General features: G+C 52.2%; 13 protein-coding genes. 5 read left to right on the forward strand and 8 right to left on the reverse strand.

From position 1 onward, the window contains the following. The first annotated feature begins 64 nt into the window (after positions 1–64). Both IPJ88_11680 and IPJ88_11685 read left to right on the forward strand, forming a co-directional pair. Entirely contained in the window at positions 65–1,858 is a 1,794-nt protein-coding gene (locus IPJ88_11680) for a hypothetical protein (GenBank protein ID QQR88881.1), read from the forward strand. Beyond that, positions 1,851–2,615, forward strand: coding sequence for a hypothetical protein (locus tag IPJ88_11685; protein QQR88882.1), 765 nt, complete (start codon positions 1,851–1,853; stop codon positions 2,613–2,615). Before IPJ88_11680 ends, IPJ88_11685 begins: the two co-directional genes overlap by 8 nt. A gap of 5 nt (positions 2,616–2,620) precedes the next feature. Here IPJ88_11685 and IPJ88_11690 read toward each other — a convergent pair whose 3' ends face one another. Further along, the gene (locus IPJ88_11690; GenBank protein QQR88883.1) at positions 2,621–3,127 is read right to left on the reverse strand and encodes a DUF2007 domain-containing protein; all 507 of its coding nucleotides are present in this window, start codon (positions 3,125–3,127) and stop codon (positions 2,621–2,623) included. 286 nt (positions 3,128–3,413) lie between these two features. Between IPJ88_11690 and IPJ88_11695 the strand changes: the two genes are divergently transcribed. The 3 genes from IPJ88_11695 (at position 3,414) to IPJ88_11705 (ending at position 6,275) form a co-directional block, all read left to right on the forward strand. Then, positions 3,414–4,394 carry a hypothetical protein gene (locus IPJ88_11695; GenBank protein ID QQR88884.1) on the forward strand — a complete coding sequence of 327 codons (981 nt, stop codon included), beginning with the start codon at positions 3,414–3,416 and terminating at the stop codon, positions 4,392–4,394. A 104-nt stretch (positions 4,395–4,498) separates the two neighbouring features. Further along, positions 4,499–4,930, forward strand: coding sequence for a hypothetical protein (locus tag IPJ88_11700; GenBank protein QQR88885.1), 432 nt, complete (start codon positions 4,499–4,501; stop codon positions 4,928–4,930). A 169-nt stretch (positions 4,931–5,099) separates the two neighbouring features. Next, entirely contained in the window at positions 5,100–6,275 is a 1,176-nt protein-coding gene (locus tag IPJ88_11705; GenBank protein ID QQR88886.1) for a hypothetical protein, read from the forward strand. A gap of 22 nt (positions 6,276–6,297) precedes the next feature. On the opposite strand, the gene IPJ88_11710 is transcribed toward IPJ88_11705, so the two are convergent. From IPJ88_11710 to cobA, 7 genes are all read right to left on the reverse strand, one after another. Next, positions 6,298–7,023, reverse strand: a complete 726-nt coding sequence (locus IPJ88_11710; protein QQR88887.1) for a leucyl/phenylalanyl-tRNA--protein transferase — start codon at positions 7,021–7,023, stop codon at positions 6,298–6,300. Positions 7,024–7,087: 64 nt separating this feature from the next. Beyond that, positions 7,088–9,367, reverse strand: coding sequence for an ATP-dependent Clp protease ATP-binding subunit ClpA (gene clpA / locus IPJ88_11715; protein QQR88888.1), 2,280 nt, complete (start codon positions 9,365–9,367; stop codon positions 7,088–7,090). A gap of 3 nt (positions 9,368–9,370) precedes the next feature. Continuing rightward, positions 9,371–9,700, reverse strand: a complete 330-nt coding sequence (locus IPJ88_11720; protein QQR88889.1) for an ATP-dependent Clp protease adaptor ClpS — start codon at positions 9,698–9,700, stop codon at positions 9,371–9,373. Between the two features lie 134 nt (positions 9,701–9,834). After that, positions 9,835–10,215: a hypothetical protein gene (locus IPJ88_11725; GenBank protein ID QQR88890.1), complete on the reverse strand. Its 381-nt coding sequence runs from the start codon at positions 10,213–10,215 to the stop codon at positions 9,835–9,837. Between the two features lie 78 nt (positions 10,216–10,293). After that, positions 10,294–11,322, reverse strand: coding sequence for a 2-hydroxyacid dehydrogenase (locus tag IPJ88_11730; GenBank protein ID QQR88891.1), 1,029 nt, complete (start codon positions 11,320–11,322; stop codon positions 10,294–10,296). 20 nt (positions 11,323–11,342) lie between these two features. Beyond that, positions 11,343–12,314: a porphobilinogen synthase gene (gene hemB / locus IPJ88_11735; protein QQR88892.1), complete on the reverse strand. Its 972-nt coding sequence runs from the start codon at positions 12,312–12,314 to the stop codon at positions 11,343–11,345. A 27-nt stretch (positions 12,315–12,341) separates the two neighbouring features. After that, entirely contained in the window at positions 12,342–13,844 is a 1,503-nt protein-coding gene (gene cobA, locus IPJ88_11740; protein QQR88893.1) for a uroporphyrinogen-III C-methyltransferase, read from the reverse strand. Positions 13,845–14,305 lie beyond the last annotated feature (461 nt).

Genomic DNA, 14,305 nt, shown 5'->3' on the forward strand with positions numbered 1-14,305 from the left:
GAGGATGGAGTCGATTTACGCACGTGTGGCGGAGGAGCTAAGTTAGTGCTATCTACTAGCGGTTATGCATCTAAAAAGTAGTTTGTTGATGAGTCTTTTGGTTGTACTTCACGCTTGCTCCAGTGGTTCTGGGCCTTCGATCCCGAATCTTGCACTTGGCGAGGGCCATCCTGACCCTCTTGCTGTTGGTGAGGGAGAGGCGCGAGCAGGGACTTTGGAAGCAAGCGAGATTCCAGTGGACCCTACAGGTCTATCCACCATGAAAGCTGGACATTTCGTTCTGGCCAATAGCCGTATTGCTGTGGTCATCGAAGCAAAGCGTGATTCCGATTACTACGACCCGTGGGGCGGAAAAATCGGTGGTTTCGCGGTGATGAAAGACGGCGCGATGGTGCAATCTGCTGATTACAGCGAAGCGCTTGTGCTTATCGGTCGCTATACTGTGGAGCCTGAGCAAGTCGGCGTGCTTAATGACGGCTCGAACGGTGAAGCCGCAGTGGTTCGCGCCATCGGCCCGATGAAAGCCGTCCCGGCTCTCAACGAAATTGGAAAAACCTTTCTTCCGGATGACTACGATCAATTGCGAGTGGCCTACGATTACATTCTTGAGCCAGATGCTGATTACGTTGACGTTCGGCTTACCGTTGAGGTGACTTCGGGCGGGAATGTTTCCATCAACCATATCTTGAGTGCCTTTTATCAGGCTGAGCGTATGCCTCCCTTTATCGAAACGGCAGGTTTTGATGTTGGCGAAGTTGGCAACGATGAGAAGTTTCCATACATTGCTTTTATTGAAGAGTCTGCAAGTAGCTATGCTGCAACAAGTAGTTTGGGATCGCTTCAGGTTTATATTCCTTTGGTTTCTGGCTTTTCGACCTATTCAATGCCGCTTGAGACCAACCCCTTACCGGCGAAGGAACTCAGCGTGATTAATGCTGCCAGGTTCGTGGTCGGCAGCAAAGGGCTGGATGGCCTCAAGCAAGCCTATGCGCGTATGCAAGGTGATGCGCTCCGTGAAGTCATCGGCAGCGTCAAACAGGCTGACGATGCGCCTGCTGTAGGCTCCCGTGTCTATGCGCTTGATGAAAGCGGTGCGTTGTTGAGTAGGACCTTGGTGGATGCCGATGGAAATTTTGCTCTACATGTGCCTTCCGTGCCCGTCACACTCAAAGCGTGGCGGCTCGGCAATAACTTCAGCAATGAGCAGAGCTTGGCAAGCGATGAGAATACCGCCGCTTTGTCTTTTAGCGGCCAAGGCACGTTAAACGTTACGGTTCATGACGCCGACAACAACGACCTTGCCTTGCCCTCGCGGGTTCAGGTGCTTCCGGCGGCTAGCACGGTGATGCAGCTTCCTCCAGCAAGCTACGGCGAAAAGCCTCCGCACGACGGTCGTTTGCATCTGGCCTTCCCTTCCAAAGGGCAGGTCAGCTTGCCTGTTGCTGCGGGCGAGTATGATGTGCGGGTTTCTCGGGGCTATGAATATGATTTGTGGCAAAATCCGAGCCCGATTGAGGTGCAAGCGAACGAGACCGTGGATGTTGAGGCGAGTTTGAATCGCGTCGTTGAAACGCCTGGAGTCATGTGCGCCGATTATCATATCCATACCTATCAATCGGTTGACTCTCCAGATGATCCTGAAGTCAAAGTTAAGGGCGCAGTGGCCGATGGTCTGGAAATCTTAGTGCGTTCGGATCATGAATGGGTCTCGGACTTTGCGCCGGTGATTGCTGCGCTTGATGAAAGCGAAGGGAGCCATTTAGCTGATTTTGCTTTTGGTGTGCCATCGGAAGAACTCACTACCTTTGAGTGGGGGCATTTTGGTGTGCTGCCCTTACAACCCAATCCTGATGGTTAACGCGGGGGCTATTCGTTGGGTGGGCAAAACACCAAAAGAAGTATTCGATGAATTTAATCCTGAAACTGCAACGCCTGGATTACCCGAGCTTTGGGATGAAGATTTTAATGTGGTCGAGGTATTCAACAACAGTAGCTTTGAGAGCAATCGCGATGGCAATGTCAAAGATTGGTTTTCTTTGCTCAACAGTGGACGGCGCATCGTAGCGGTGGGCTCTTCGGACAGTCACAAAGTGGCAAGCTCTCCGGTCGGCTATCCGCGAACGTGTTTATCCTTAGGCACCGATGATCCAGCTGCGCTCACTGCCAATCAAGTTCGCGATGTGACGCGTTCGGGGGCTGCGTTTATCAGTGGCGGCATCTACCTTAATGTTAAAGAAAAAAGCAGTGGCAAAGGCCCGGGTGAGCAAGTGGATGGGGTTGGCGAAACAGCTACGCTATCGGTGTGTGCGCAGGCGCCAGACTGGATCGATGTGTACAGCTTTGAAGTGATCGTTGATGGCCAGAGCGTGAGCAGCTTTGAAGATGACGATGCGCGTAGTTTTTTCAGCATTGGTGGTAGCGGCGCTGCTCTGCCAGGGAATTGCCCTGATGGAAGCAGTGCAATTCGTTGGGCGGATGACATTGGCGTGAATGTCGCATCGGGCCAAATGGGTAGCTGGGTGGTGGTTGTCGTCCACGGTCAAAACTCCATGTCCGAAGTGCACCCCGGAAAAATCCCCTTTGCGGTGAGCAACCCAATCTATCTGACGCGCTAAGTGTTTCAGGACAAAGCCAGCCACAGCAGGCGCACCACTAAAGCCAGCACAAAGAGGCTAATGCCGACGGCGAGCCAAAAATGAGTGCGTGAACTGAAGGGCTCGGCGCGTCGCACAATGCGTCCACATAAAAAGAGAGCATAAAGATGTGCAACGACCGGCAGAATGAGCAACCCAAACACTGCACTGCGAAAAGCACGCTGAGCATCGTCATCGGAAGCCGACCTTGTCGGAGTCTCCTCAGCGCTCGTCGTTTCTAACGAGCTTTCGCTTTGCGAAGAGGCTCCTGCTTGATAGCTTTGCATCAAAGCTTTGGCTTGATCCAAGTCTTCGGTGTGCACCATCACGCGGCAGCCACCTAGCGCCGTTGAGAACAACCACAGATTGCTTGTGGTGTACTGGTCTGGCAAATAGCTTTGCACATCGTGTGCGCGCAGAAAGCTTGCTAAGAGCTCAGCCTGCTCCAAATCCGATAACTTAGCGAGCAAAACCCATGTACTTGATATTGGCATCAGACACGCCCCTACCACACCTTGGCGGCTTGTCCTACATATGCGGCTTTTCACGTCAAAAAGGGGTCTTTTCCCCCTCGCTTTGGGGTGACTAGACCGTGGTGACTTCCTACCTATCACAGAAACTGCGTGTTTTCTCGATTAGAGGCAGTGGCATGCCGGTTGCATAACTGAGGAACAACGAGGAATAAAAATGAAGGGTTTATCGATTTGTAGTGTTCTGTTTTGTATGCTCGTGAGTTTTTGCTCGATGCAGCAGGATTCTTTGGGGTCAAACAATGGTGCAATGCTTGATCCTGGAATTGAGGGTTCAAGCTTTTCGCTTTGGTTAGCCACATGTCAAGTTGTGAGGGAACGCGTTTGTGAGGTATTTAGCGACGGCGTGCCAGATACTGAAATCGAAGCAAGCTGTATGGCATCGGCTGATTCCTCTTTGTATTGTGCATCACCCGAGTTAGGCGCAACTGCTTATCAGAAGCTCCAACAAGGAGACGTGAATGGACTTAGCCTTCCGGAGGAATTGCTCTTAACGACCTCTCTAGAAGTGTGGGGTCTTGATCCGTACTTGTTTGGTCTATCAGGCGTGCATTGGAATCTAAGCTCAGAAATCCTTTCTCTTCGTGCTCAGTTAGTTGCTGAGGTGTCAAAAGTGTATGACGAGGAAGAAGACGTTGACAATGACAAGCTTCAGATGTCCGGTATTTATACGCGCGGCAAGTCTGGTCGGGGCTACAATCATCAAGGCTGCTATGAGTGGTGTATAGACTATTGCCGGAAGAAACATCGGGTGGATTTCTCTTGTGTTACGTATTGTATGGAAAACCGTTGTACCTATCGTCCCAGTGAGCCGGCGGAAAACTGGTTAAGCGATAAGTATGGGTCCCAATGGAAGGAAAGGGTTGAAGGGGATTTGTCTAAGCTTGTGCAAGCGATTGCATTCGATGCTGAGACACAGGAATTTTATACTGTTCTGGTATCGCCAAGCGATGAAAGTCTCGATGCTGAGTTGATTATGATTGGTCAGGATTTTCATGGAAGCTATCAGAACCTGTTTTTTACGCCTGAAGCGATTGAAGCGATATCGGATGGGTTACGCAGTGGCGGGTTGCTAGCTCTCGTGTTTGGCGGAGCGCTGCTCTACGGGCTCGGTTCTTCAGCGGCTGTTGTGTATTTCTTCTTGCTTAGTCTCAAGGACTACTTCGAGCCCCCAGCAGACGAGCCCATGTTCGCAGAAGCCATGACAGAACAACTGAATGCGATCTTTTAGTTGAAAATTTGTTTTTCACATCCTTAGGAAGAAGATCGTATGAATTTATTGTGTTTTTTTTAAATAATTGCATCTCTTATGTAATAGTATGGTATTATTATAACGTGGGCTATAGAGGCTACCTTGTATTTGCTTTGCTGCTATTTGGCGGCTGTGGGCGTTTGGGCTTTGAGTCGCAAGAACAAGCTTTGGAGTCGCCGGATGGTGAAACGGTCTGCTCGCAGTGTGCTGCAGATGAAAGTTGCCTCGTTGTGGGTGACTGTGACCCAGGCATGTGTACCGCCAATGGATGCCAGGCGCCAAATTGTTCGGACGGAGTAATCAACCAGGATGAGACAGATACCGATTGCGGGGGAAGCCATTGCGGAAGTTGCAACGATGGAGCGGGATGTCTAAACGATGCAGATTGCAGTTCATCGGTGTGTGCGGGTAACCTTTGCCAAGTCCCGAGCTGTACGGACGGCATGCAGAACCAAGACGAAACGGATATCGACTGTGGTGGCGAGCTGCGGGGCTTGTCCTTGCGCTGGCTGTGACATTGATGGAATTTGCTACGCAAACAACGATATAAATCCAAGCAATGAATGCGCTGTCTGTAACACGTCCACTTCGACAAGCACATGGTCGAATCAATCGAACGGTACGGTCTGTGCAAGCAGCGGAAGCTGTTCGAGTGGTTTATGCAACTCGTCAGGCTCAAACACTTTGAATAATTTACTCTTAGACGACTATAATGAATTGGGCGTAAGTATAGATGTGGATGGCGATCGCATGGTGATTGGAGCAGCGCATCAACAATGGGTTGATGTGCCCGGTAAAGCTTTCATTTACGAACGGGTTGCAAACAGCTGGCAGATGGTGGATGCCGATCCCAATACCCCCGGGGTTCAATATTTGCAGGCCTCGGATGGTGTCGATTTTGATGCTTTTGGGGATGATGTTGCACTTTCCGGTGACTATTTGGCGGTAAGTGCCGTTGGAGCCGACACAAGTGTTGGCGTTAATCGCGGCGCTGTCTATGTGTATGAACGCCAAAGCGATGGGACCTGGCTGCAAGTTGTGAAACTTGATTCGCCGTTTAATGACGAGATTGCTGGTTCTCCTCCTGGTCAGTTTGATCTCTATGGCTGGGCTGTTGCGATAGAAGGGACGATGCTGGCGGTGAGCGAGACGTGGCCTGGCGGTGGATGGATCCATACCTACGAGCGGATAGGCAGTGTTTGGACCTATCAAGAATCTCTTCAACCAGCGATTGTTGGCAACAACGATTTGTTTGGCGGAGCGCTTGCAATCGATGGAACACGAATGGCGGCCACAGCGCTTGGTTATCCAAGTGGTGCAGATCACGGAGCTGTGTTTGTCTACAATTACAACGCCGGGAGCTGGGGAAGCGAAACCTTCGTGGACACTGGCGGTGGAAATGACCACTACTTCGGAACGAGCGTTGCGCTAGAGGGTGACCGATTGATCGTTGGTGCACCGCAAGTCGATGATGACGATACAAATGGCGTTGGAGCCGGCTATGCGCGCGTGTATGACTTTTCTGGGAGTTGGACCCTCACCGCAACACTCAGCGAAGCAGCCAATCCACAAAACAAAGATGGGTTCGGTCGTTCGGTGGTCATTGAAAACGGCGTTATCGCCGTAGGAGCGTTCTTGATCGTTCCGCTGGACCGACAACTCTGGAGCCATCTATGTATTTCAGTCAAATGGCCTAGGTGCTTTGTTCAGACGCATTTATTCACCGCAAGCGATGCTCAAACTGATGATAGTCTGGGCCGTGCCTGTGCCATGCATAGTTCGCAAGAAATTATGGCTGGAGCCTATCTTGCGAACGGCACAAGTACAGAACAAGGCGAAGTTTATTTGTTTACTTATTAAACCCTGTCCCATGGCAGCAGTGCTAAGTTGAGCAGGTTTCTATCCGATTGAGGCATTGCTCTGGACTAAGCTCGAGCGTCCAAGGGCCGATATGGCCCGGTTCGGATACGGCGTTGCGCAGATAAGCTAAGAAACGATCACGTGGCCAGGGCTTTGCGCCAAAGCGTTCGAGATGCTCGGTGTAGCTTTGACAATCCACCAAGGTGTAGTCCCAGTCGATCAAATGGCCGAGCAAAGTGATGAAAGCGATTTTTGAAGCGTCGTTCTCGATGGCGAACATGGTTTCACCAAAAAACATACTGCCAAGTGCAACGCCGTAAAGACCGCCAACGAGCCTATCGCCTTGCCAGGCCTCGATGCTGTGTGCAAAACCGCGTTCGTGCAAAGCTTCGTAGCCTTCACGCATCTCATCGGTGATCCAGGTGCCTTGCTGTCCGGGACGTGGCACAGCAGCGCAAGCACTGATCACTTGCGAAAATGCAGTATCGAATCGAATCTCAAAAGGTTGTTTTCGAATGCGTCGTTTTAACGAACGGGAAAGATGGACTTGGCCTGGCTCAAGCACGTAACGCGGATCGGGACTAAACCAGAGCAGGGGCAAACCATGATGGGGCCATGGAAAAATGCCTTGGCTGTAGGCGAGTATCAGTCGTTCGACCGATAAATCGCCGCCGATGGCAACCAAGCCTTCAGGCCCTGCGCTCTCCGGAGGCGGAAAGATCAGAGCGGAGCCTAAAAGAGGCACCATGACAGAAGTGGCTTGTTGTTTTGAAAATTATGCCAAAAATGGCATGTTTTTAGCTGAAAACATGTCATTTTTTGGAATGGCTGTTTTCGAGTTGAAGGTCAATGTCGTTGTTTTTAACCTTGATATGCAACTTGGATGCGTTGGTGGTGTTCTCAAAGAGCAGGGTTTCGGCAAGGGGGCGTTTGAGCTTTTCTTCCACCAGCCGCGCCATCGGACGTGCGCCCATGGCTTGATCGTAGCCGTGTTCGGCAAACCACTGTCGCGCTTCGTCGCTGATGCTCAAGGTTAAGCCTTTTTCTTTAAGCATGGCCGAAAGCAAGGCAACTTCTTTATCAACAATGCGAAGCACGGTGTCTTTGCCAAGGGCATCAAAACGTACCCACGCGTCCAAGCGATTGCGAAACTCGGGGCTAAAAGTGCGCTCGATGGCGTTTTTCGCGCGATCGACATTCACGCCATCGGCCGCGCTGCCAAAACCAATATCGCGTGTACTCATTTCAAACGCACCTGCGTTGGTGGTCATGATGAGCACGACGTTGCGAAAATCAGCTTGTCGGCCCGTGTTGTCGGTGAGGGTGGCGTGGTCCATGATTTGCAAAAGCACATTGTATAAATCGGGGTGCGCTTTTTCGATTTCATCCAAGACGACCACGCAGGATGGGTTTTGCCGGACACCATCGGTAAGCATGCCGCCTTGCTCAAAGCCGACGTAGCCGGGAGGTGCGCCAATCAAGCGTGAGACGGTGTGTTTTTCCGAGTACTCGCTCATGTCAAAACGTAAAAACTCAACGCCCATGGCCTTGGCCAGTTGTTTGGCTAGTTCGGTTTTGCCGACGCCGGTAGGGCCCGAGAACAAAAAGGAGCCCACTGGTTTGTCTGGATCGCGCAGGCCAGCGCGGGATAGTTTAATGGCCGAGACGATGCGCTCAACCGCTTCGTTCTGGCCGAAGATGACTTCGCGAAGCTTATCGCCAAGGTGCTTAAGATGATCACGGTCTGAAACAGAGACGCTTTGTGCTGGCACCCCCGCCATGCGCGAAACCACCGCTTCGATGTCTTTGACGGTCACCTTGGGTGTCGATTTACGTCCGACTTTAAGCTGGCCAATGACACCTGCTTCGTCCATCACGTCGATGGCTTTATCGGGCAGACGCAAATCGCGTAGGAATTTTTGTGAAAGTTTGGCGGCCGCTTCAAGGGCGCGGTTTTCATAGCGCACGTGGTGATGGCTCTCGTAGCGCGCTTTGAGGCCCTTGAGGATTTGCACGGTTTCATCCACGCTGGGTTCTTTGACATCGATGCGTTGGAAGCGGCGGGACAAAGCGCGATCGTGATCAAAGGAGGCCTTAAAATCGCTGTGGGTGGTTGAGCCAATGCAGCGAAGTTTGCCTGAAGCAAGGGCTGGTTTCTGGATGTTCGAGGCATCCATCGAGCCACAGCTGGTCATGCCGGCTCCAACAATGGTGTGGATTTCATCGATAAAGACAATGGCGTTTTGCTGCTCTTGCAGAGCCTTGATCACCCCTTTGAGGCGTTCTTCAAATTGGCCGCGAAACTTGGTGCCTGCAAGTAAAGCTCCCATGTCGAGCGAGTAAATGATTGCGGAGCGCAAATGTTGAGGCACTTTGCCTTCGTAGATGCGTAACGCCAGGCCTTCGGCCAGGGCGGTTTTGCCCACGCCAGGATCACCCACAAAAAGCGGATTGTTTTTGCGGCGCCGAGCCAAGATGTAGATAGCGCGTTCGACTTCTTTGTCGCGGCCAATCAACGGATCGATGCGGCCGGCGGCGGCTTCTTCGACAAGATTGGTTGTAAATTCTGCAAGCGGGTCGTGGTCTTGCGCCGGTTCGTCATCATCGAGGCCGGGCTCGTCTTGTTTGCTGTGCTTGGAGGAAAGGGCGTGTGAAGGTGCAAGGTGCGAGACGTATTCTTTCAACGATAGGGCAGTGATGCCAGCCTGCTTTAATACATACACCGCATAGGACTCGACTTCATCAAACACTTCAATAAGTACACGTGCGCCATCTATCATGGGCGATTCGGAGTTCAGGGCATGAATAGCAGCGCGATGCAGCACCCGTTCAACGGCCAAGGTCTGTTGGGGGTTGGCTTGCGTCTCGTCGTTGATTTGTTCGATTTGCTCACTAAGAAAGGTGAGCAGTGTGTCTTTGAGTTTGTCGGGCGAGGATTTAAAGGAATCAAGCGCACCACGCACGGTGGTATCATCCATCAAACTTGCCACAAGATGCTCGACCGTCACGTAGGGGTGATGCAGCTTGGCTGCGAGTTCAAAGGCGGCTTTAATGCTCTTTTGCAGCTCTTTTGCAATGATCGGTGAAGCCATAGGCTAAGTGCCCTCCGGTTCCAAGCTAAGTTTCAAGGGGAATTCGTTTTCTTTTGCTAGGGTATCAACTGTGTGGATTTTCGTTTCAGCGATTTCGTGGGTGTATATGCCGGCGACCCCGCTGCCAGAGGTATGGACCTGCAGCATGATCTGGATGGCGACTGTTTCCGCGTGTCCGAATACATGGCAGAGGATGTCCACGACAAAGTCACGCGTGGTGTAATCGTCGTTATGCAAGATAACCTTGTACATGCGCGGCGGTCGAAGCGAGCTTTTCGGCCGGCTTAGGGTCTGAACACCCAGTTCATCATCTGATTTCGAATTTTGTGCCATAAGTCGCTGTAATCACCATCTAAATGCCAAAATACCACACCTCTTAATAATTTAGCTTAAGCATTGCTTTGAGCCAAACAAGCGAAATTGCCAAAAAATCAGCGAATTGAGGGTTTTATCCTAAATGCTTCGCTTTAGTAGAGGACCACGCGTGCGTAAAAATCGCTGTTTGTTTGATTGCTTATTTCTACAAACTGTTCGTCCGCCGAAATAATATGGGCCATGTCGCCAGCCGAAAGTGCTGCGGAGCGCCCATCGGAAGAAAAGGAAAGATAGACAAGAATCGCGCTCGGAACCCGGCCCAGACGGTGCTCGAGGCGTAAGAGCACTCGGCCGTTGTATTGGATCCAAGGCTCAGCATCGCTACCTGTCCAGGCACCGCTCTGCCAAACGCCGCTGGCACTTAGGCTCTCGGTTGGCAAGTCACTCAGCATGACCGTTTTTGTTTCCGCGGCTTTGGCTGTGCAGCCTGCCAAAAAGCACAGCAAGGCGATTCGAAAAAAATACAAGCTCATGGGCGCGTTGTAGCCTCTGGCTAGCAGGGCAACAAGGGCCGCTGGGAGGCTGCCTATAGCTTTTGTAATTTCAATCCCTTAGCGGTTGAGCCGAGGTGCGGGTTGGACCTGATCGATGTGCACTTCGTTGAGCAGGGGCTTAGCGTTCTCAAAGTCGCTGATGTTTTGCAAGGTGGTTTGGGCGATGTTTTGCAGGGCTTCTTGGGTTAAAAAGGCTTGATGCGAGGTGACGATGACGTTTGGGAAGGTCAGCAGTCTGGCAAGAACGTCGTCTTGTAAGACACGGTTGGATAAGTCTTGGAAAAAGACGCCTTCTTCTTCTTCGTACACATCAAGGCCGGCTGCGCCGAGCTGACCCGTTTTTAGAACTTCTATCAGTGCCGGGCTGTCAATGAGCGCGCCACGACTGGTGTTGATCAAAATGGCTCCTTTTTTCATCGCAGAGAGAGCCTCCGCATTGATTAGATGATGTGTTTCCGGTGTGAGCGGGACGTAGAGGCAAAGGATGTCGGATGTGCTGTAGAGTGTTTGGAGCGGCAAATACTCGACGCCGAGCTCGAAGACGAGTTCTTGGTCAGGCTTAACGTCGTGCGCGATGATGTGGCAGCCAAAGCCGCGGAAAATGCGGGCTGCGACCTTGCCAATGCGTCCTGTTCCGATGATGCCAACGGTTTTGCCGTGCAGATCAAAGCCCACGAGGCCATCGAGCGAAAAATTCCAATCGCGCACACGATTGTAGGCACGGAAAATTTTTCGGTTGAGTGCCAGCAGCAAGGCCACTGAGTGCTCGGCTACTGCAAAAGGTGAATATTCAGGTACGCGAACAATTTTAATGCCCAGCTCGGCGGCTGCTTTTAGATCAACGTGATTGTAGCCGGCAGAGCGAAGCGCTACGAGCTTTACGCTGCACTCTTTGAGTATCTGAAGAGTCTCTTTATCCACGGTGTCGTTAACAAAGGAGCAGACGGCTGTGTGCCCCTTGGCAAGCATGGCGGTGTTGTGAGTCAGCCTTGGTTCCAGGAAGGTGATATCGTGCTGGATTGTTTGGTTTTGTGCTTCAAACGATTTGCGATCATAATGGTGAGCATCAAAAAACGCGATTTTCATAACCCTCGTTTGGCTTAGCGTTAAAAATAATTAGCGAAGTAAGTGATGATAAGGTCAGCGCCGGCACGTTTGATGGCGGTGAGTGATTCACGCATGGCGGCTTCTTCATCGAGGGCACCGGCAGCAGCTGCGTGTTTGATCATCGCGTACTCGCCGCTGACTTGATAGGCCACCACTGGCACATCCACCGCATCGCGCACGTCGCTTACAATATCAAGGTAGGGCAGAGCCGGCTTGACCATGACCATGTCGGCACCTTGTTCGATATCGAGCATAAGCTCACGCATGGCTTCACGGCGGTTGGCCGGATCCATTTGGTAGCCACGTCGGTCTCCTTCAGAAGGCGCACTTTGCGCTGCATCGCGAAAGGGTCCGTAAAAAGCGCTGGCGTATTTGATGGCGTAACTGAGGATAGCAACTTGATCAAACCCTTTGTTATCGAGGGTGGCACGAATGCTGCCGATGCGGCCGTCCATCATGTCGCTGGGTGCTACAATGTCGGCTCCTGCTTCGGCATGGCAAAGCGCCTCTTTTTGCAAAAGCGTGAGCGTTGCATCGTTGTTTACTTGAAGCTCTCCGTTGCGGTCTTTTTCAAGCACGCCGCAATGGCCGTGATTGGTGTACTCGCACATGCACACGTCGGTGATCACAACCAAGTGTGGAACTGCTTTTTTGATGGCGACGATACTTTGGGCGACTGGGCCTTTGGGATCCCAAGCGGAGCTGCCTTCGGCATCTTTGCGCTCGGGTATACCAAACAGGATAATCCCGCCGAGTCCCTTGTCCGCCGCTTGTTTCGCGGCATCAACTGCTCGGTCTGCGCTTAGGTGAAATACGCCAGGCAGCGAAGCAATTTCTTTTTTGATACCGGAGCCCGGCACCACAAAGAGCGGTAAAATAAGCTGGGAAGCTTTAACTTCGGTTTCTCGCACTAAAGCGCGGATGCTTTCATTGCGGCGCAAGCGCCTTGGCCTAAAGACGAGATCACTCATGACTGTAGTATGCCTCCAGGGCTTCGATCAGCCCAGTAGTCGTGTAACTTTTGCTTGCACGTCGACTTTAAGGCCCATGTTTTTAGCGGTCTGTGCCGTGATGGGGCCGATACAAGCGATGACTAATTGACTTAGCAGATCTTTAGCTTCGTTTCCAAGTAACTGTACAGCGTGCTCGACGGTGGATGATGATGTGAAGGTGACCGCATCCACTTGGCGGTTCACGATGGATTGCTTGAGTTCTTGAATCGCTTCTTCGGTGGGCTGTTTTGTGCGGTAGACCGCGAGCACATCGACTGTTGCTCCGGCTTCCTTCAGCGTCTTTGGCAGGACGTCGCGCGCGCTTTGTGCACGGGCTATCAATACCTTTGCGCCTTTTAGGCCTTTGCTATCGCTTGCTAAAAGTGCTTCGGTCAGGCTTTCGGCGACATATTCTTGCGGTGTGATGTCGGCCCGCAGACCATAGTGCTTCAAGGCCATGGCCGTGGCAGGGCCGATGGTGGCGATTTTCCCATGGCCAAAAGCGCGCGCATCGAGGCCTTCGTTTTGTAGCGCTTCGAAAAAGCAGTGTACGCCGTTGGCGCTGGTGAATAGGACCCAGCGGTAGTCTTCGAGTGTTTTAATTGCGGCGCGTACTTGAGCCGATTGCGCTAGCGACTCTAAGACGATGGTTGCGGCTTCAAGGGGCATGGCGCCAGCATCACGCAACAAGGCAGAAAAGTCGGAGGCTTGATGGCTCATGCGTGTTACCCAGATGCGTTTGCCAAACAAGGCTTTTCGATCGTACCAGCGCAAGCGATGACGCAGCGAAACCACGTCGCCGACTATGGTAAGTGCTGGCATGCCGATGTTCGCGTCTTGGGCCAGCTTGGCGATGGTGCTGACTTGGCCGATGATGGTGCGCTGTGAAGGAAGCGAAGCCGACTGCACGACTGCTGCGGGGGTGTCTGCTGCTCTGCCGTGTTCCATCAGTAGCTGCATCAATACATCAAGCTTGCGCATGCCCATAAACAAGACCAGCGTTTGAGTAGCGGTGGCGAGTTTTGCCCAATCGTGTGCGCTGCGATCTTTTTCAGGAGATTCAGTGGCGGTGACATAGGCGACGCTGCTTGAAAGCTCACGGTGGGTCAGGGAGATGCCGGCATAGGCGGTAGCGGCCATCGGGGAGGGCACGCCTGGGACGACTTCAAAAGGAATCCCTGCCGCACCGAGCGCTTCAGCTTCTTCAGAGCCTCGACCAAAGAGGAAGGGGTCGCCTCCTTTGAGCCGTACCACTGTATGGCCGGCTCGCGCTTCGTCAATGAGCGCTTCGTTGATGCTACTTTGGCGGTTTTTGGGGTCGCCGCCGCGTTTGCCAACAAAGCGTACTTGCGCACCTGTTTTGCAATGCCGGAGTAGCTCGGGATGAATCAAAGCATCGTGGAGCACCACGTCGGCTTCTTCAAGGAGACGCAGAGCTTTGCAGGTAATAAGGCCAGGATCGCCCGGCCCAGCCCCAAGTAAATAAACCTTTCCAACTTGCTTTGACATGGCCCTCAGCATCGCACGTTCCGTGCGGTTTTTGGAGTGCGAATCAACGAGGCTCCAAAGAGGCTGTGTTTTGATGCCGAAAGCTGTGCTACGTCCGGAGCATGGCGAACAAATTACTTCTTATCGTCCTTTTTGCGATGGCGTCGTGCAACAAGAACGCTCCGTCTGCCCAAAAGGAAAACAGCTCAACACAACAGCAAGCCGAGGACGATGCTCCCGCAAGCAAAGCGAGCCTGGCTTCGGTGACCTTGAGTCCGCCGGGTCAAGCAGCTGTAACGGTGCAAGTTGAGCTTGCGCAGACAGAGGCCGAGCGGAGCCGTGGCCTTATGTTTCGAAAAGAACTTCCAGAAACGCAAGGTATGCTGTTTTTGTTTGAACGACCCACGCGCTTGAGATTTTGGATGAAGAATACCTATTTGCCGCTCGATATGATCTTTATTACCGATGAGTACCGAGTTCTT

The organism is Myxococcales bacterium, from assembly GCA_016699535.1.
Taxonomy (GTDB): Bacteria; Myxococcota_A; Polyangia; order Polyangiales.